Genomic DNA, 17,986 nt, shown 5'->3' on the forward strand with positions numbered 1-17,986 from the left:
TTGTTCCATTGAGCACATCTGAAGTGAGCCAAGAAAAATTGAACCGTCTGTTCTGGCACAGCCGCCGTGGCATGTTGGAGTTGGATTTATTGTTGGTGCCGTTCATAAAGGAGGTCTACCCAACGCTGGACGCGGACGATCAAGCGCGCTATGAGCAGTTCATTGCAGGCGAAGACCAAGATTTATTCAATGTATTGATGCAGAGTGTGCCACCTGCCGATGCCGATACAAAACGCATCGTTGAGTTGATTCTGGCCCACGCAGGTAAAGTGTAAGCCGCCACCGTGGGTTCGGTAGACGTTGCCGTGCGATATTATCCAAGTCGCTGGCGTTCAAGTTTACGCTGGGTGGTTGGCTTCGTGCTGTGTGGGGCAATGGTTTCGGCAAGCCGGCAAGGTCTATGGTCGTCCGGGGTGCTTTGGCCGGTACTTTTTTCGCTTTTGTGTGCCGTGTTTGCTTGGGCGTGGTGGCAGCAGACGTCCTGGCCGAAGCCATATCCTCTAAAGGTTCGTTTTCAGCGTCAACGCTGGTGGTTCATGCACCAAAATGCGTGGCGCCTGGCACCCGCTCGATCAGCGTTTCACCTGCTAGGCATGGTGGGTATTCCCCATCCTGAGCGACGAGGCCATGTCTGGATCTTCCGAGACGAATGTTCCGCTGACGAATGGCGTCGGCTGATGATCTGTGTCCGCTTTAGTCGGTCGGGGTCGACCGATGAGCTCAGCGACCCCTGATCGGCGTCAGAGGCGTCAGAATGGTATCACTGGCCTCGGTTAAGCTGTCAGGGTAGTCTAGCGTGTAATGTAACCCTCGGCTTTCCTTTCGCCGCATGGCACTTTCAATGATGGCTTCGGCAATGGCCACCAGATTCCTCAATTCCAATAAGTCGTTGCTGATGCGGTAATTACTGTAGAACTCTTGAATTTCTGCTTTCAGCAATTGCACCCGATGCTGGGCTCGAATCAACCGTTTGCTGGTGCGTACGATGCCGACATAGTCCCACATAAAGCGGCGCAACTCGTCCCAATTGTGGGCAATCACCACATCTTCATCCGAATCGGTTACGCGGCTTTCGTCCCAGTTGGGAATGACATGGATAGTGTTTGGCGTAGGCTTGGACTGAATATCCGTTGCGGCCGCACGGGCAAATACCAAGCATTCAAGCAGGGAGTTGCTGGCCAGACGGTTCGCGCCATGCAGGCCGGTATGGGCGCATTCGCCGATCGCGTACAGGCCTTCAATGTCCGTGCGCCCGTGCAGATCGGTGATGATGCCGCCGCAGGTGTAATGGGCAGCAGGGACCACAGGAATTGGGTCTCGCGTGATGTCGATGCCATAGTCCAAACAACGTTGTTGTATGGTGGGGAAGTGGTCAGCAATAAAGTCTGCAGGTAGATGACTGATGTCCAGGAACAGGCTGTCGGCTCCTAGGCGTTTCATCTCGTGGTCAATAGCGCGCGCCACCACATCGCGCGGCGCGAGTTCGGCGCGCTCGTCAAAATGGTGCATAAAGCGCGAACCATCGGGTAAACGCAGTTTACCGCCTTCGCCACGCAGGGCTTCCGAAATCAAAAAGGACTTGGCGTGCGGGTGATATAAACACGTCGGGTGAAACTGGTTAAATTCCATGTTCGCCAACCGGCATCCGGCCCGCCACGCCATGGCGATGCCATCACCGGTAGAACCATCGGGGTTGCTGGTGTACAGGTATACTTTGCTGGCTCCACCCGTGGCCAGCGCAACATGGCCCGCTTGGCAGGTTACGACATGATCAGCGGTTTGATCGTAAAGATAGGCCCCCACACAACGATTGTTTTCTTTCAAGCCGAGCTTTTCAGTGGTAATCAGGTCAACGGCGGTGTGATGTTCCAACAAGGTAACATGCGCGCAGCGTTGTACTTGTTGCGTTAAGGTGGCGGTAATGGCATAGCCGGTGGCATCTGCCGCATGCACAATGCGCCGACGGCGGTGGCCACCTTCTTTGGTAAGGTGCAAGCCGAGTTCCGTAGCAGCATCTGGGGTGAAGGGGACGCCTTGGTCTACCAGCCAACGAATGGCGTCGTTGCTATTCTCTACGGTGAAACGCACTGCGTCTGGATGGCACAGCCCGGCACCGGCGATGGCGGTATCCTGTATGTGGTCGTCAACGGAATCCCCGGTTTCCAGTACGGCAGCAACGCCACCCTGCGCCCATTCGGTGCTGCCGCCGCCTAAATTACCTTTACTCACCAGCGCAATACGCAGATGATCGGGCAAACTGAGCGCCAAGGTCAACCCAGCCGCGCCGGTCCCAATAATAAGTACATCAAATTCTAGGGTGGCCGCCATGCCGTATCCTATGTTGTGTTCGGGGCGGTAAGTATAGCCATAGAAAAAGCGGCTGTAATTGGCGAAAATAACCTAATTGGTCATAAAACATTGATCAAACAGACAGTAAGGCAGTTCGATTATATGATGGAAGAACAAGCAACCGTCGTCGCCGTTGAAGAGGGTCGTGTGTGGGTAGAAACCATCCGCAGTAGCGCCTGTCAGACATGCTCGGCTCGGGCGGGTTGCGGGCAATCGCTGATGGGTAAAGTCATCAGCAACGATACCCAAGCGCAGAAAAATTATTTGTCCATCCCAACAGAGCGCATCTTGCTGGCGGGGCAGGCGGTATTGATTGGTATTCCGGAACGAGCCTTCCTGGTCGGTTCTTTTTGGTTGTATCTTGTGCCGCTGCTTACTTTGTTGATCGGAGCGCTCGTGTTCGATGCCCTGTGGGGAAATGACAGCATGGCCTTTTTGGGGGCTATCGTCGGCTTAGCCGCTGGTGCTTTGGTGGTGCGGCTGCGCACGCAGAGCTGGCAATCCCAGCCCGAGTGGCAACCGAAAATACTGCGGGTTCTTTAATAATGTTGTCTTGTTGGCTAGCCAACAAGGCCAAGTGTCGCCCAGAAATACCATGGGCGGCGAAAGCGGAAGTCGGCGACTAATTCACCATCACGTACCAGCGTGGAGTCCGGGTAGTGCTCGCTAAGTAGAGCAACTAGGGTTGCTGCTTTCTCGGGTTCGTTGGCCATTTCGTAGCTGCGCGCCGCTAGGGCTAAACCCGCTTCCTGTGCCGGTTCGCCACCAAAATTTTGAAATAAACGGTCAAGTCGCGTCAGCGCAGACTCCGGGCGTTCTACTTGATAGTAGTACGTCGCCACGTTGAGATGATGTTCAGCCAACCGGCTGCGCGATATCTGCATCAGTCCCTTCGCTGCCGGGGCATGCTGACTGTCGGGATAAAGCGTGAGAAATTCGCGTAACTCGGAGAATGTGCGCTCGTAGCCGCTGACGTCACGGTCCACCGGATTACGGGTGCTTAATAGACCTGCCGTGCGTTCCGCCATGCCAAAGTTAATCAACCCGCGCAAATAGTAGACATAGTCCACCTCCGGGTGCGCCGGTTGTAAGCGGATGAACCGATTTGCCCGGCGCAGCGCCACATCGAATTGCCGGTCGCTGTAGGTTGCATAAATAAGGTCGAGTTGAACCTGTGTTGCATAGGCGCCGAACGGAAAACGACTCTCCATCGCCTCTAATTGTTCAATGGCCTGAAAGTAGCGTTCATCGTCAAGCATCACCTTGGCGCGTTCGTAACTGTCGGCTTCGGTGGTGATGCGAATAGGGTTATTGCTGCAACCCACAAGGGCGACGGACAGCAAGACAACCAGCGTGATCGAAAATCGTTGGAACATGTTTTTCCCTGAATACCCGAAATCAAATACAATGGGCGTCATTAAACCACAATACGGCTGCAACACCCATGCAAGAATTGATTGAAATGGACGCCCAAGTACCGATCACGATGGGCGGCCAACGCGTTGACCAGATAGCGGCCCAACTGTTTCCCGAGTACTCGCGGTCTCGCCTGCAAAACTGGTTGAAATCCGGCCAAATGCTGGTGGACGACAAGCCCGCCAAGCCCAAAGACAAACTCGTCGGTGGTGAATGGTTGCGCGTTGAAGCCGAGTTGGAAGTATTCAGCGAATGGCGCGCCGAGCCAGTGGATTTTCCCATTCATTACGAAGATGAATCCATCATCGTGATCAATAAACCGGCTGGGCTTACCGTTCACCCTGGTGCAGGCACACCGAATGGCACCTTGTTGAATGGTTTGTTGCATTACGATCCTAGTCTTGCCAGCGTACCGCGCGCTGGAATTGTGCACCGGCTCGATAAAGACACCACGGGTTTGATGGTGGTGGCGCGTACCATTGAAGCCCAAACCGCACTGGTACGCGACCTGCAAGATCGGGAAATATCACGCGAATATGAGGCAATCTGCAAAGGTGTGATGACCGGCGGCGGCACCGTGGATGAACCCATAGGTCGGCACGGCACGCAGCGCACAAAGATGGCGGTGCGGCCTATGGGCAAGCCTGCGACTACCCACTATCGCGTGTTGCAGAAGTTCGCCAACCACACCCATGTACGATTGAAGCTTGAGTCGGGCCGAACGCACCAGATTCGCGTGCACATGGATCATATTCACTACCCGTTGGTGGGGGACCCGGTGTATGGTGGCCAATTTTCCTTCCCTCGGGATATATCCGACCGGCTGAAAACTACCCTGCAATCGTTCAAACGTCAGGCTTTGCATGCCAAAGCGTTGGGCTTGTTTCATCCGGAAACCGGCGAGTGGATGGAGTGGGAGATTGATCTGCCTGCTGACATGCATAGCTTGCTGACGGTCATGGCTACGGAGTCTCCTAATGACGATTATTGAAGGTATTTTACGACCCGATTGGCATGACTTGCCGGACGGTGTGAATGCAGTTACCACAACGCGGCTGGGTGGCAGCAGTGAAGCTCCCTACAGTAGCTTTAATCTGGCTCATCATGTCGGCGATGATCTGCCCGCTGTACAGCGCAATAGAGCCCGCTTGGCGGATATATTGGCATTGCCGGCTGTGCCGCAATGGCTCAGTCAGGTGCATGGTATTCAGGTAATGCGGTTTTTGGAGCCGGAGGACGCCACCTTACAGGCCGATGCTGCTTATACGAACAAGCCGGGCGTGCCCTTAGCCATCATGACCGCCGATTGTTTGCCCGTGTTGATCGCCTCAAAAGATGGGGAAGAATTGGGTGCGGCACACGCGGGCTGGCGTGGTTTGTGTGACGGTGTCATTGAAGCGTTGGCCGGGCATTTTCGGGCTCGACCGGATGAATTGACGGCATGGCTTGGGCCGGCGATTGGCCCGCAAGCCTTTGAGGTCGGTGCGGAAGTCCGTGCCGCATTTATGGCGGCTGACCCCAAGGCAGAATTGTGCTTTGTAGAGCGCTCGAATGGTAAATACCTGGCCGACATCTATGCTTTGGCGAGACAGCGCCTGACCCGCCTCGGTATTCACTCGGTCAGCGGGGGCGAATATTGCACCGTGACGGATAAAGAGCGCTTCTTCTCTTACCGCCGCGACGGCAAGACGGGCCGGATGGCAACGCTGATTTGGCGTTGAGCGCAGAATAACAGCCTCGCACAGAGGGCTACGCTCCTGCGCCGAACGGTACCCTTAGGAGGCTGACCGAACCCTCCGCTTTTAAGGGGACGCCTGATGCGTCCTCGGCGCATTCTAGTGCTTGCCAACGCGCCAACGGACGGCATATACGACTATGCTTACGGTAAGTACCACTTCCACCGCACCAAAGAACAGGTAATACAACCAGTCCTCTCCGATCACATTACCGACATTTACCAGTGTGTACAGCGCGCCTAGGCCAATCTGGCTGCGGCGATTAGCGGTGTAGGACAGCACCAAGCTCAACACAATCATAAGCGATGGTAGAGTCATCAATACGGCGGCCAGCATGAGGCTGGTTTGCGAGGCCACTATGGGGCCCATGTACCCGTCGATCATCTCGTTCAGATGGCCGGGTACATAGAGCGACAATACATCGGCGTACAAATACAGCATCAGCAAAGTTGTCCACAGTGTAGCAAGCACGATCCTTGGGTTCACCGGACGATCTTGGTCGGAACGTGATGTGTTTGGACTGTTCATAGTATTTTTTCCTCGTTTCTTTGTGCTTATTGTTCGAGTAGACGACGCATGTTGACCAATGTATCGATCGGCATATCAACGATCGCGGAATTCACAACAGCAGCAGGAAAACCGCCCGGATCGAAACTGTTCTGATAGATGACAGTAACCTGCTCATTTCCATTGGGTATAAAACGCCATTGACCTTGATATCGCACCGCACGGGTACAGCAACCGTCGTATTGGCTGGAGTCTGGGATATCGGAGAAGACGATGACAACCTCTCCAGTGTCCGGATAGGTTGTCACGTGGTTGGTGAACAAATAGTCCCGATTCTTCAAGGGCCAGGGTGTTTTTAACTGCTGATACAGCGTGAATTCGTTGGCGGATGGTTGGTCAACCAGGAAGGACAGCGCGCAGGTAGGAACCCATTGGCTGCATGCTTCCGCGTCCATATACAATGACAGCAGTTCCTCCGTGGTGGTAGAAAGCGTGGTATATCCATAAAACTCCTTGATGGGCGACAGCTCGGTTTGGCGTAGATACACCGTGATATCGTCTTTTTCTTTTTCCAGTTCCCAACTGCTGTCACTGGGTGGTACCGCAAAAACAGGTTGGCTGAGGATAAGGGCTAGGCTGATGAGGCTGACTATCGTTTTTTGCATAATGGATACCTTATGAAAATACTTAACATGTGTAGACAGCATCGTATAAGGATCGGCGTATCGGGCTTAGATACCAAAGTACTGTTTTGCAGGGGTGTTTTCGATTGAGGCAAAACAAATATGCACAGTCTGAACGTCAGCGTTGTCACCTTACTGTCGTGAATGTGTCATAGCACGTTCATCAAAGGTGCCTAGGGTACTGGGTGGTTTTCAATCACTCCCTATAGGTGCTACATGAATAAGAATCGTATGAATTGGTCACGCAATGTCTTGGCGGTTGGTGTTGCCTCGGCGGTATTGTCGGGTTGTGCGGCATTAACGCCATCATCGTCCGATGATGCCTTGTCGCTATCGTTCGTTGGGCGCTACAGTACCGGCGTTTTTGGTGAAAGTGCGGCTGAAATTACCGCCTATGATGCCGCAACCCAACGTGCCTTTGTGGTCAATGCCCAAGCGGGCAATCTCACGGTTCTTGATCTGTCTAACCCGGCAAACCCGACCTTGATTGATACGTTAACGGTCAGTCAAGTTGCACCCAATGCCGTGGTAAACAGCGTTGCGGCGCAAGATGGCTGGGTTGCCGTCGCGGTAGAGTCGTCACCGAAAACGGCCGCAGGATATATGGCTTTATTTGATGCCGCCACCTTGACCTTGCAGGGATATGTGCGGGTAGGCGCGCAGCCTGACATGGTAACCTTTACGCCGGATGGTCAATACGTGTTGACCGCAAATGAAGGTGAGCCGAGCGATGATTATCAGGTAGACCCTGAAGGCTCGATCAGCATTGTGGACATCAGCAACCCGCAAAATATGACTGTGCGTACTGCAGGTTTTGTGGCTTTTAATGCGCGTCGCGATGAATTGCGTGCCGCGGGTGTGCGTATTTTCGGGCCACGTGCCACCGTCGCGCAGGACTTGGAACCGGAATACATCACGGTCAGCACCGACAGCCGCACGGCATGGGTCGCGCTGCAAGAAAATAACGCGCTGGCGAAAGTGGATATTGCGCGTGGCGTGGTCACGGATGTGTTGCCACTAGGCTTTAAAGATCATGGTCAAGCGGGTAACGGCTTGGACGTCAGTGATGACGACAATGGCATCAACATACAAGTATGGCCCGGTGTGATGGGCACTTACCACCCCGATGCCATCACCAGCTACCAACATAATGGTCGCCAGTATGTTGTGACGGCAAACGAAGGTGATGCTCGAGCGTGGGGCGAAGACAACGACGCCTATTGGGGGCCGGAAGAGGCAAGCGATTCGGCTTATGGCGGCAATTTAAGCCAGGGATTTGTGGAAGAAATCCGAGTGAAGCATTTGGTGCACAACAGTGGTTTTGCCCGTCGTTTAGGCGATGACATGCCGCCACACTTGATGTCGTTAGCCAATGGTGCCTTGTTGAACCCAGAAGTATTTGGTTATTGTGGTGCAACCGCAGGCGATGCTGGTGGATGTCGTGAAGATGATCAGTTAGGCCGCTTAAACGTGACCTGGACGCAAGGCTATCGTACCGATGAACGTGGCTTTCCTGTTCTGTTCAACGCCGACGGCGAGCAAGATCCGTTTGGCGATCGTTTGATGTATGACCAACTGTTTGCCTACGGTACGCGTTCCGTGGCCATCTGGTCAGCCGACGGTGAATTGGTGTGGGATTCTGGTGACATGATCGAGCAGTATCTGGCCAGTGACGAATGTCGTTTGGGCGAAGCGCGCAATCAACCCTGTGCGGAATTCTTCAACAGCAACCACGACGAAGGGGATGCTTTTGAAAGTCGTTCAGACAACAAAGGCCCGGAGCCAGAAGCTGTGGCTGTGGCGGAACTGAACGACCGCATGTATGCCTTCTTGGGTCTTGAGCGTATGGGCGGTGTTATGGTGTTTGATATAACGAACCCGCAAGCCCCAGCGATTGTCGATTATCTCAATACCCGTAACCTGTGGGCGGAAGATCCGGAAGCGAATTTGGCTACCGTAGGCGACTTGGGTATTGAAGACATCAAAGTGATTCCAGTCAATCAGTCACCAACCGGGGAAACGCTGCTACTCACCGGACATGAAGTCAGCGGTACGGTGTCGGTGTATCGCGTTAACCTGACGCAATAAGATTTATGTCAAATCACGCCATCGTCCCGTAATCGGACGATGGCGTTGTCGTCTAGCGCCAATACCTCACGCAGCACGTCCTCCGTGTGTTGCCCCAACACTGGCGGTGCGCTGTCGGCGTTCATCGCTACGCCGTCGAAGCGAATCGGGTTGCTGACCAGTTTTACCTCACCAGCGGAAGCATGTTGGCGGTTAATCGCCATGTCACGATATTGTACGTGAGGGTCGGCGAACACCCGGTCCAACGTATTGATCGGGCCACATGGCACACCTTCGACTTCGAGCTTGACCAGCCATTCGTCCGTGCTGAATTGGGTAAGTAGAGGCTCCAGTAGTGGAATTAGAATGTGACGATTGGCTACCCGCAAGGCGTTGGTGGAGAAGCGTTCATCCGTGGCAAGTTCCGGCGCTCCTGCTGCGGTGCAGAAGCGCTGGTATTGGGTGTCGTTGCCCACGGCGAGGATAAGGTGGCCGTCTCGGGTGGCGAAGGCTTGGTAGGGTACAATGTTCGGATGTGCATTGCCCAAGCGTTGAGGAACCTGTCCTGAGGTGAGGTAGTTCAATGCTTGATTGGCGAGTACGCCAACCTGCACATCCAGCAACCCTAGGTCAATGTGGGTGCCAGTCCCGGTGGTTTGCCGTTGCCAGAGTGCAGCAGTAATGGCATTACTGGCGTACATGCCGGTAAAAATATCTGTCAGCGCGACACCGACTTTAACGGGGCCGCCGCCGGGCATGTCGTCCGGTTGGCCGGTAAGGCTCATTAGGCCGCCCATGCCTTGAATCATGAAGTCGTAACCGGCACGCTGGGCATAGGGGCCGTCCTGGCCGAAGCCGGTAATCGAACAATACACCAGCCGTGGGTTGACGCTTTTCAAGCTGTCGTAGTCGAGGCCATATTTTTTCAAGCCACCGACTTTAAAATTCTCGATCAACACATCGCTTTTCAGCACCAGTTCACGAATCAGGCGTTGTCCGGCAGGCTGCGCCATATCGATGGTGACGGACTGTTTACCGCGGTTGGCCGACAAAAAATACGCGGCTTCACCGGAATCTCCCACCCAAGGTGGACCCCAGCGGCGAGTGTCGTCGCCCTTACCGGGCTGCTCTACCTTGATCACCTCGGCACCCATATCGGCGAGCAACTGACTGGCCCAAGGCCCAGCCAATATACGCGATAGATCCAGCACTCTAATTCCAGCGAGCGGTTTTGTCGTCATTTCGAGAATCTCCAGTCATTCATTCTTTAAGGGCAGGAGTCACCTATGTATGTAGGTTCCAGACACGCCGTGAATACGTCCGTGTAGGCTCGACAAGCGCATCCATGCGCTTGCACGGTCTGTCACCCACATACATAGGTGACTCTTGCCCGGTAGCCCGCCGTTGTGGACGAAATTGGTCGAAAATGACATTAAGACCAATGGCATCGCGTTAGAGTGTTTCTCTAGCTGTAGTGTGGGCTACCGGTCAGCCTCAAGGGTAGGGAGAGGTAGAGAGGACCGTTCAAGCGCATGGATGCGCTTGTCGAGCCCCCATGGATGGGTTCACGGCGTGTCCGGTTCTACCTCTCCCTACCCTTGAGGTAGATCTTGAGAAACTACCTTCAGCGGCTCAGAAGAACGCTTGAATGCCTGTCTGCGCCCGCCCGAGGATCAGCGCGTGAACGTCGTGCGTGCCCTCGTAAGTGTTGACCGTTTCGAGGTTCACCATGTGGCGCATCACGCCGAATTCTTCGGAAATGCCATTGCCACCGTGCATATCCCGCGCCACGCGTGCCACGTCTAACGCCTTGCCGCAGTTGTTGCGCTTGATCAGCGAAATCATCTCGGGTGCCCAGTTACCACTATCCATCAGCCGACCGACTTGCAATGCGGCTTGCAAGCCCAGCGTGATCTCGGTTTGCATGTTGGCCAGCTTCAACTGCACCAACTGTGTGGCCGCCAACGGACGACCAAACTGCTTCCGGTCTAACGTGTACTGCCGCGCCGCATGCCAACAGGCTTCTGCTGCGCCCATGACGCCCCAAGCGATGCCAAACCGGGCTTTGTTTAAACAGCCGAACGGTCCGCCCAAGCCTTGTGCATTTGGCAGTAGGTTTTCATCGGGTACAAAGGCGTTATCCAACACGATTTCTCCGGTGATCGATGCTCGCAGGGACAGCTTGCCGTGAATCTTGGGCGTGCTGAACCCTTCGGTGCCGCGCTCGACGATAAAGCCTTTGATCTTGTTCTCGTGGGCATCCGACTTTGCCCAAACAACCGCAATGTCTGCAATCGGGCTGTTGGTGATCCACATTTTCGCGCCGGTCAGCAAGTAGCCGCCGTCGACTTTCTTGGCGCGGGTCTCCATGGAGCCGGGGTCTGAACCATGGTTGGGTTCAGTCAAGCCGAAGCAGCCGACCATTTCGCCCGTGGCGAGTTTGGGCAGGTATTTCATTTTTTGTGCTTCGCTGCCATAGGCTTCGATGGGATACATCACCAAGGAAGACTGTACGCTCATGGCGGAGCGATAGCCGGAATCAACACGTTCTACCTCACGCGCGACCAAACCATAGGCGACATGGCCAACGCCTGCGCCACCATATTGTTCGGCGACGGTGGCTCCGAGCAAGCCGAGTTCGCCCATTTCGGTCATAATTTCGCGGTCGAAGCGTTCTTCGCGGGCGGCGCTCATGACACGCGGTTGCAGTTTGTCCTGACAGTAGGCGCGCGCGGCATCACGGATGAGGCGTTCGTCTTCGGTCAGTTGTTGGTCCAGTAGCAGTGCGTCGTCCCATTGAAATCCGGCCATCATCTTTCCTCAATTGAGTAAACGGTTGGGGTGGTTGCTGGGCAGGTTGGGAGGTGTCTGGAGGTCTTAACAAAGGGGCGTCGGCCGCAGGGAAGCGGCCGATGAGCTTACAGGGATGTATTTACAGCGTCCCCGTGTTGAGACCTCCAGACAGTGAGCAACCTAAGCACGGCAATCAAAGTGGTGGAGTAATTCGTACTATTTATTATAATAAATACCATAAATCAAGCGAGAAGATAAAATAATGAAGAAATCCTGGTCAGGGCTAGACACCACACGACGGGTAAAAAGAGCTGATCAAATTGTCGAATCGGTGAAGCGTTGGGTAGTGTTGCAAGACATGCAACCCGGTGATCGTTTGCCCAACGAAGCCACGCTAATGGACGAATTCGACTGCGCGCGCGGTACGGTGCGCGAAGCATTGAAGTCGCTGGAAGTGCAGGGGTTGATCACGATTAAAACGGGGCCAAACGGTGGGGCGGTGTTGGCGCAGGTGCCTTACCCCTTGGCGTCCCAGTTGTTGCGGAATTATCTCCACTTTCAACATCCAACCGGGCCGGATATTTACCAGTTGCGCCTGTTGGTGGAGCCGCAGATAGCAGAGATGGCTGTTGAGCATCTTACCGATGCCGATCTGCAAGAGCTCAATCGGCTTACCGAGTTGTGCGCTACGCCTCCCGCCAGCCTTGACGCGCGCTTAGAGCAGCGCATTGCGGAGCTGGAGTTTCACAATGTCTTGGCGGATCGTTGTGGAAATCCGTTGTTTGCCTTTTTAGGGCGCTTCCTGAATGACCTGATTAAAGACTTGGTGATCTATAAGAAAGTTCAGTTGCCGGAGCAACGCGAGTTTTCGGAAGCAAACCTGCATTTCCACAGAGCATTGAATACGGCATTTCAACAGCGTGATAAGACGTTGGTTAAAACGCTGATGACCGAGCATATGTTGAGTGCACAAGCGTTCAATGTAGAGTTAGAAGGTCAATTAGCCGGGGGCCTGTTGAGTGGTTCTTGACAGGTGGCCTATACATTCGTTCAGTTCAACAGAGCAACGGCTTTGACCAAAACCACGATGGATTGTCCGACATGCAAGTTCAGTTGCGCTTTGGCCCACGGGGAAATTTCGGCCAGAATAACTTGTCCGTCTTGGAGATGACACACCACGACCACGCGACCGCCCTCTGGCGAGTCAATGCGGTCAATCGTTGCGGGCAATTGATTTTGAATGCTCACGTCAGGGATAGGGTTAAGTGCCAGGCTCACATCGCGCGCCATGATGCGCAGTCTCGTCTTCTGCTGCTTTTGCAAAGCAGGCGACTGGGTAACACCGGTAGGCTGCAGCCAGAGTTGAATGTCTCGGTTGCCGAAAGATTGCAACCCGTGCGCGTTTACAGCGCCAAGTTCGCCATACAGCACGGAAGCGGCTCCCCGGTCGATGAACAATGGAGAGTCGGGGCGTAAAATCGCGTCGGCCAGTGATTCAATGCGTTCAATGTCACCTTGATGCATAAACACCACACGATCGGCCAATTGTTCGACTTCCTCGGCGGCATGGGTCACTAAAATGATGGGAATGTCGACGTCGTTCGCCAAGCGGCTCAGAAACGGCATGATTTCCCGTTTTGTTTGCGTGTCGAGCGCGGACAGGGGTTCATCCAACAATAATAATTGTGGGTTTCGCAGTAGGGCACGGCCCAGTGACACCCGCTGGGCTTGCCCGCCGGAAAGTGCGTGTACCGGGCGATCAACAAGTTCGGTGATGCCTAACAAGTTCACGGCGTCGTCAAAGGTTACGTGCCTTTCCGCCTCGGGCGTGCGACGGAAACCGAACAGAAGATTCTCTCGCACAGAAAGGTGCGGTAGCAGGCTAGGCTCTTGAAACACCATGCCGATGCGCCGCCGGTGCAGGGGTACAAACTGTCGGCTATCTTGCCATACGGTTATATCCCCCGACGTTTGTTCGATGGCAACCCTGCTATTGGCGGCCGGGTCCAGACCTGAAATGATGCGTAAGAGGGTTGTTTTGCCGCACCCGGAACGCCCGAATAAAGCGGTGACGCCCGAAAGGGGCAGCGTGCAGTCAACCGCTAACGTAAAGTTCGCGCGTGTGAGGTGTGTATGTACATGCAGTTTCACAGTTTGCTCACCTCGAAACGGCGGTTGACGCTGTATACCACAAACAAGGTCAAAAACGAGAAGGCAAGCATCAGCAAGGAGAGGCGGTGCGCCGCGGCATAGTTTAAGGATTCGACGTGGTCATATATCAGTACCGAAAGCACCTGGGTTTCGCCGGGAATACTGCCGCCCAACATCAAGATGACCCCAAACTCGCCTAACGTATGTGCAAACGACAGCGTGGCAGCGATGATGAAACCACCGCGTGTGAGCGGAAGAATGACGGTGATAAAGCGGTCAATAGGCCCGGCACCCAGCATTGCAGCCACTTCCGTCGGGCGTTGTCCGAGTTGTCGAAACGCTTCTTGCAACGGTTGAACGGCGAAGGGTAAGGAATAAATAACTGAGGCCACCAAAATGCCGGTAAACGAAAACGCCAAGTGTGTGAGGCCGATGGATTCTAAGGTGCTGCCGATAGCGCCGCGCGGGCCTAACACCAACAACAAGTAAAACCCTAATACGGTCGGTGGTAATACCAAAGGTAAAGCGACCAAGGCTTGCACGATGATGCGTACTTTGGTGCGTCGCTGCGCCAACCACCACGCCAATGGCGTGGCGATGACGAGCAGGATGAGGGTGCTGTAGAGGCAAAGTTTAAGCGTGACGCCGATGGCCTGCCATTCGGCCGCGCTTAGGCTCAGCATGACGTCGGATTCCATGGCTTCCACTGCGACAGGGTCATGAGTGTAACCCGTGCTGACGCAGAATCGCTGTAACTTCCGGCGTGCCAATGAAGTCAGCAAAGCGATGTGCTATCGGGTTACTGGCGGCGCGCCGGGTGATCACAAACGCCTGCGTCAGCGGCGCATGTAGGTCACGATCGATGAGCTGGAACGGCTGGTCATTCAGCGGCGGCACCACGGCCAGTGACAAGGCGATCAGCCCAATCTCGGCCGCACCGGCTTCCGCCATCCGAGCGGCTTGCGAGATATTTTCACCGAATACGATTTTTTCCTCCACCACGTCCCATAGACCCAGGTTTGTTAAGGCTTCTTGGGCGCGCTGTCCATAAGGGGCGGTGCGTGGTTGCGCCATGGCGATTCGGCGAATGTTGGGCGATGTCAGGTCGTGCAGGGTCAGGGTACTGGCATCAAGGTCCGCACTCCAGAGTACCAAGCGTCCTTCGGCATAAACCACGGGTTTGCCGGTGGTTAACCCTTCATCGTAGAGCCTTTGCGGTAAGGCGGTATCTGCCGAAAAAAACAGGTCAAAAGGTGCCCCATTTATGATTTGCGTGGTGAGACCACCGGAGGCGCCAAAAATGATTCGTATGGCGTCGTCTGGAAATTGTTGTTGATAGCTGGCAACGATGTCCTGCATCGCATGGCGTACCGAGGCAGCAGCGACCACGGTAAGGTTTTGCGCCCCTGCCAACGTACTGCCCAGCAGGGACAACAGCAATGCCAAAAATGAACGTGCGAACATGCAGGTTTTCCATTACAAAACGGTCGGTAAGCGCTGACAGCTTATCAGTATCCGCCAGCGCTTTGCCAATAAGAAAAAGGCCGCAAGTGCGGCCTATTAAGGTTAAGCGGTGGCGAAGGTGAGCTTGCCATCCAGTACGTCCACTTGAATGGTGTCACCCGGCGTAAACTCACCTTTCAATAGGGCGGTGGCCAGCGGGTTTTCCAGCTCACGTTGAATGCTGCGTTTCAGTGGGCGGGCACCATATACCGGGTCATACCCGGCTTCACAGAGCAAGGTCATGGCGACATCCGATAGGCTGATGCCCAACTGTTGTTCGCCCAAGCGCTTGCGCAGCAAGCCCAGTTGAATTTCGGCAATGCCCCTGATCTGGGCTTCTTCCAGCGGATGAAAGACCACGATTTCATCGACCCGGTTGATGAACTCGGGGCGGAAATGCGTGCCGACCACATCCATCACGGCGTCTTTCATGGCGTCGTAATTGGCTTCGCCGGATAAGGTTTGGATAACATCGCTACCCAAGTTGGATGTCATCACAATCACCGTGTTGCGGAAGTCAACGGTTCTGCCCTGACCGTCCGTTAGGCGACCATCGTCCAGCACCTGTAAAAGAATGTTGAATACATCCGGGTGTGCTTTTTCCACTTCGTCGAGCAAAATCACGCTGTATGGGCGACGGCGCACAGCTTCGGTCAGGTAGCCGCCTTCTTCATAGCCCACATACCCCGGCGGTGCGCCCACCAAGCGCGCTACCGAGTGTTTCTCCATAAATTCCGACATATCGATGCGCACCATGGCGTCTTGGGTGTCGAACAAGAACTCGGCCAAGGCTTTGCACAGTTCGGTTTTACCCACCCCGGTTGGCCCCAAGAACAAGAAAGAACCGTTCGGGCGGTTGGGGTCCGACAAACCAGAGCGTGAACGACGCACCGCATTCGCCACAGAAACGACAGCTTCATGCTGACCGATGACCTTGGCGTGCAACGCTTCTTCCATACGCACCAGTTTGTCGCGTTCGCCTTCGAGCATTTTTTCCACGGGGATACCCGTCCAGCGCGCAATGACCTGAGCAATGGATTCTTCGGTCACCTTGTTGTGCAGCAACTGCATGTCCATCATTTCGGCTTGGCTGGCCATGTCGAGCTGTCGCTCCAAGTCAGGAATGCGACCGTATTGCAGTTCCGACATTAAGGCGAGTTCGCCTTTGCGTCGGGCTGCGTCGATCTGTTTGCGCGCCTCTTCCAATTGCTCTTTAATTTTTTGCGAGCCTTGCAATGAAGCCTTTTCAGTATTCCAAATTTCGTCTAGATCGGCGTATTCCCGCTCGACCTGCACGATGGTTTTTTGTAATTGTTCCAGCCGCTTTTTGGCAGCGGAATCCTGTTCTTTCTTCAGGGCTTCGGCCTCGATTTTGAGTTGAATCAACCGCCGCTCCAGCCGGTCCATGGATTCCGGTTTGGAGTCGATTTCCATCCGAATCCGGCTCGCGGCTTCGTCGATTAAATCAATGGCTTTGTCCGGGAGTTGGCGGTCGGTGATGTAACGTTGCGACAGTGTGACCGCCGAAATAAGCGCCGAATCGGTTATGTCGACGCCGTGGTGCAATTCGTAGGCTTCTTTCAAACCGCGCATGATGGCAATGGCCGCTTCTTCATTGGGTTCTTCCACCATAACTTTCTGAAAACGCCGTTCCAGTGCGCCGTCTTTTTCGATGTACTGCCGGTATTCGTTGAGCGTGGTGGCGCCGACGCAATGCAACTCGCCGCGGGCTAAGGCGGGCTTGAGCATGTTTCCGGCATCCAAGGCTCCTTCACCTTTTCCTGCTCCGACCATGGTGTGAAGCTCGTCGATAAAGAGAATGATCTGGCCTTCCTGTTTTGACAGCTCATTCAGTACGGCTTTCAACCGTTCTTCAAACTCGCCTCGGTATTTTGCTCCGGCCAGCAGCGAGCCGAGATCCAGCGACAGTACCTGCTTGTTCTTTAAGCTTTCGGGAACTTCACCGTTCACAATACGTTGCGCTAACCCTTCTACGATGGCCGTTTTACCGACACCGGGTTCACCAATGAGAACCGGGTTGTTTTTACGCCGCCGTTGTAGGACCTGAATAGTGCGGCGAATTTCGTCATCCCGACCAATGACGGGATCAAGCTTGCCATGCATAGCGCGTTCGGTCAGGTTGACGGTGTATTTGTCGAGTGCCTGGCGTGCATCTTCTGCTTCCTGTGAGTCGACTTTTTCACCGTTACGTACCGATGCGATGGCCGACTCTAAAGCGGCGGACGTTACGCCCGTATCCGCTAAGAGCTTGGCGATTGGGCCTTTGTCTTGTGCCATGGCCAACAAAACAATTTCGGATGAAATAAACTGATCCTTGCCTTTTTGCGCCAGCTTATCGGCCAGGTTCATGACCCGCCCGAGGTCATTCGACATGTGCACGTCACCATCGTGATTTTGGATGGAGGGCAATTGGGCAAGATGTTTCTCGGTGGCAGAACGCACCGCGTTGGCTTGGGCACCGGCCTGACGCAAGAGCGGCACGATACTGGAACCTTGTTGATCGAGCAGGGCCAATAATAAATGCGCCGGTTCGATAAAATTATGGTCGCGGCCAACGGCAAGCGATTGCGCGTCAGCTAACGCCAGCTGTAATTTGCTGGTTAGGCGGTCAATACGCATGGTGTGCTCCTCCTGTAGGAACAAATTCTGGAATTGAATCAGTTATGGGGCGTGCTGGTCGGCTTTTCAATGTTCACAGAGTAATCTGTTGCCCCAGATCAGTGTTTAAAGTGGATATTGTCGGGTTGCATGTCGGACTGC

Annotated in this window: 17 protein-coding genes; 7 read left to right on the forward strand and 10 right to left on the reverse strand. The window is 54.5% G+C overall.

Going from position 1 to position 17,986, the window contains the following annotated elements; genetic code table 11:
* Nucleotides 1-8: 8 nt before the first annotated feature.
* Nucleotides 9-275, forward strand: coding sequence for an FAD assembly factor SdhE (locus ACFOSD_RS15540; protein ID WP_380698188.1), 267 nt, complete (start codon nt 9-11; stop codon nt 273-275).
* A gap of 30 nt (nt 276-305) precedes the next feature.
* Nucleotides 306-734 (forward strand): protein YgfX, encoded by a 429-nt coding sequence (locus ACFOSD_RS15545; protein WP_380698250.1) that lies wholly within the window; start codon nt 306-308, stop codon nt 732-734.
* Here the strand turns inward: ACFOSD_RS15545 and nadB are convergent.
* A complete protein-coding gene (gene nadB / locus ACFOSD_RS15550) occupies nt 721-2,328 on the reverse strand; it encodes an L-aspartate oxidase (protein ID WP_380698190.1) in 1,608 nt (535 codons plus the stop codon). The genes ACFOSD_RS15545 and nadB overlap by 14 nt on opposite strands.
* 123 nt (nt 2,329-2,451) lie before the next feature.
* Here nadB and ACFOSD_RS15555 point away from each other — a divergent pair, with 123 nt between their 5' ends.
* Nucleotides 2,452-2,892, forward strand: coding sequence for a SoxR reducing system RseC family protein (locus ACFOSD_RS15555; protein WP_380698192.1), 441 nt, complete (start codon nt 2,452-2,454; stop codon nt 2,890-2,892).
* Between the two features lie 17 nt (nt 2,893-2,909).
* On the opposite strand, the gene bamD is transcribed toward ACFOSD_RS15555, so the two are convergent.
* Entirely contained in the window at nt 2,910-3,725 is an 816-nt protein-coding gene (bamD, locus tag ACFOSD_RS15560) for an outer membrane protein assembly factor BamD (RefSeq protein WP_380698194.1), read from the reverse strand.
* A 68-nt stretch (nt 3,726-3,793) separates the two neighbouring features.
* Between bamD and rluD the strand changes: the two genes are divergently transcribed.
* Both rluD and pgeF read left to right on the forward strand, forming a co-directional pair.
* Entirely contained in the window at nt 3,794-4,756 is a 963-nt protein-coding gene (rluD, locus tag ACFOSD_RS15565) for a 23S rRNA pseudouridine(1911/1915/1917) synthase RluD (protein ID WP_380698196.1), read from the forward strand.
* A complete protein-coding gene (gene pgeF, locus ACFOSD_RS15570; protein ID WP_380698198.1) occupies nt 4,743-5,486 on the forward strand; it encodes a peptidoglycan editing factor PgeF in 744 nt (247 codons plus the stop codon). Before rluD ends, pgeF begins: the two co-directional genes overlap by 14 nt.
* A 114-nt stretch (nt 5,487-5,600) precedes the next feature.
* Here the strand turns inward: pgeF and ACFOSD_RS15575 are convergent, their stop codons facing one another.
* Nucleotides 5,601-6,029, reverse strand: coding sequence for a DUF6326 family protein (locus ACFOSD_RS15575; RefSeq protein ID WP_380698200.1), 429 nt, complete (start codon nt 6,027-6,029; stop codon nt 5,601-5,603).
* A 26-nt stretch (nt 6,030-6,055) separates the two neighbouring features.
* Nucleotides 6,056-6,673, reverse strand: coding sequence for an START domain-containing protein (locus ACFOSD_RS15580; protein WP_380698202.1), 618 nt, complete (start codon nt 6,671-6,673; stop codon nt 6,056-6,058).
* Nucleotides 6,674-6,907: 234 nt separating this feature from the next.
* Here ACFOSD_RS15580 and ACFOSD_RS15585 point away from each other — a divergent pair, with 234 nt between their 5' ends.
* The gene (locus tag ACFOSD_RS15585) at nt 6,908-8,779 is read left to right on the forward strand and encodes a choice-of-anchor I family protein (RefSeq protein ID WP_380698204.1); all 1,872 of its coding nucleotides are present in this window, start codon (nt 6,908-6,910) and stop codon (nt 8,777-8,779) included.
* An 8-nt stretch (nt 8,780-8,787) separates the two neighbouring features.
* On the opposite strand, the gene ACFOSD_RS15590 is transcribed toward ACFOSD_RS15585, so the two are convergent.
* Entirely contained in the window at nt 8,788-9,999 is a 1,212-nt protein-coding gene (locus ACFOSD_RS15590) for a CaiB/BaiF CoA transferase family protein (protein ID WP_380698206.1), read from the reverse strand.
* 391 nt (nt 10,000-10,390) lie between these two features.
* On the reverse strand, nt 10,391-11,569 hold the full coding sequence (locus tag ACFOSD_RS15595; protein ID WP_380698208.1) for an acyl-CoA dehydrogenase: 1,179 nt from the start codon (nt 11,567-11,569) through the stop codon (nt 10,391-10,393).
* A 244-nt stretch (nt 11,570-11,813) separates the two neighbouring features.
* Between ACFOSD_RS15595 and ACFOSD_RS15600 the strand changes: the two genes are divergently transcribed.
* The gene (locus tag ACFOSD_RS15600) at nt 11,814-12,581 is read left to right on the forward strand and encodes a FadR/GntR family transcriptional regulator (protein WP_380698210.1); all 768 of its coding nucleotides are present in this window, start codon (nt 11,814-11,816) and stop codon (nt 12,579-12,581) included.
* 20 nt (nt 12,582-12,601) lie between these two features.
* On the opposite strand, the gene modC is transcribed toward ACFOSD_RS15600, so the two are convergent.
* The 4 genes from modC to clpB all read right to left on the reverse strand — a co-directional run bounded on the left by modC (nt 12,602) and on the right by clpB (nt 17,845).
* Nucleotides 12,602-13,702, reverse strand: a complete 1,101-nt coding sequence (modC, locus tag ACFOSD_RS15605) for a molybdenum ABC transporter ATP-binding protein (RefSeq protein WP_380698212.1) — start codon at nt 13,700-13,702, stop codon at nt 12,602-12,604.
* Nucleotides 13,699-14,385 carry a molybdate ABC transporter permease subunit gene (modB, locus tag ACFOSD_RS15610; protein ID WP_380698214.1) on the reverse strand — a complete coding sequence of 229 codons (687 nt, stop codon included), beginning with the start codon at nt 14,383-14,385 and terminating at the stop codon, nt 13,699-13,701. The genes modC and modB overlap by 4 nt, the downstream gene beginning before the upstream one ends.
* A 34-nt stretch (nt 14,386-14,419) precedes the next feature.
* Entirely contained in the window at nt 14,420-15,166 is a 747-nt protein-coding gene (gene modA, locus ACFOSD_RS15615; RefSeq protein WP_380698216.1) for a molybdate ABC transporter substrate-binding protein, read from the reverse strand.
* 102 nt (nt 15,167-15,268) lie between these two features.
* The gene (clpB, locus tag ACFOSD_RS15620) at nt 15,269-17,845 is read right to left on the reverse strand and encodes an ATP-dependent chaperone ClpB (protein ID WP_380698218.1); all 2,577 of its coding nucleotides are present in this window, start codon (nt 17,843-17,845) and stop codon (nt 15,269-15,271) included.
* Nucleotides 17,846-17,986 lie beyond the last annotated feature (141 nt).

The sequence above is a fragment of the Salinispirillum marinum genome, from assembly GCF_042650105.1.
GTDB classification, from domain to species: domain Bacteria; phylum Pseudomonadota; class Gammaproteobacteria; order Pseudomonadales; family Natronospirillaceae; genus Salinispirillum; species Salinispirillum marinum.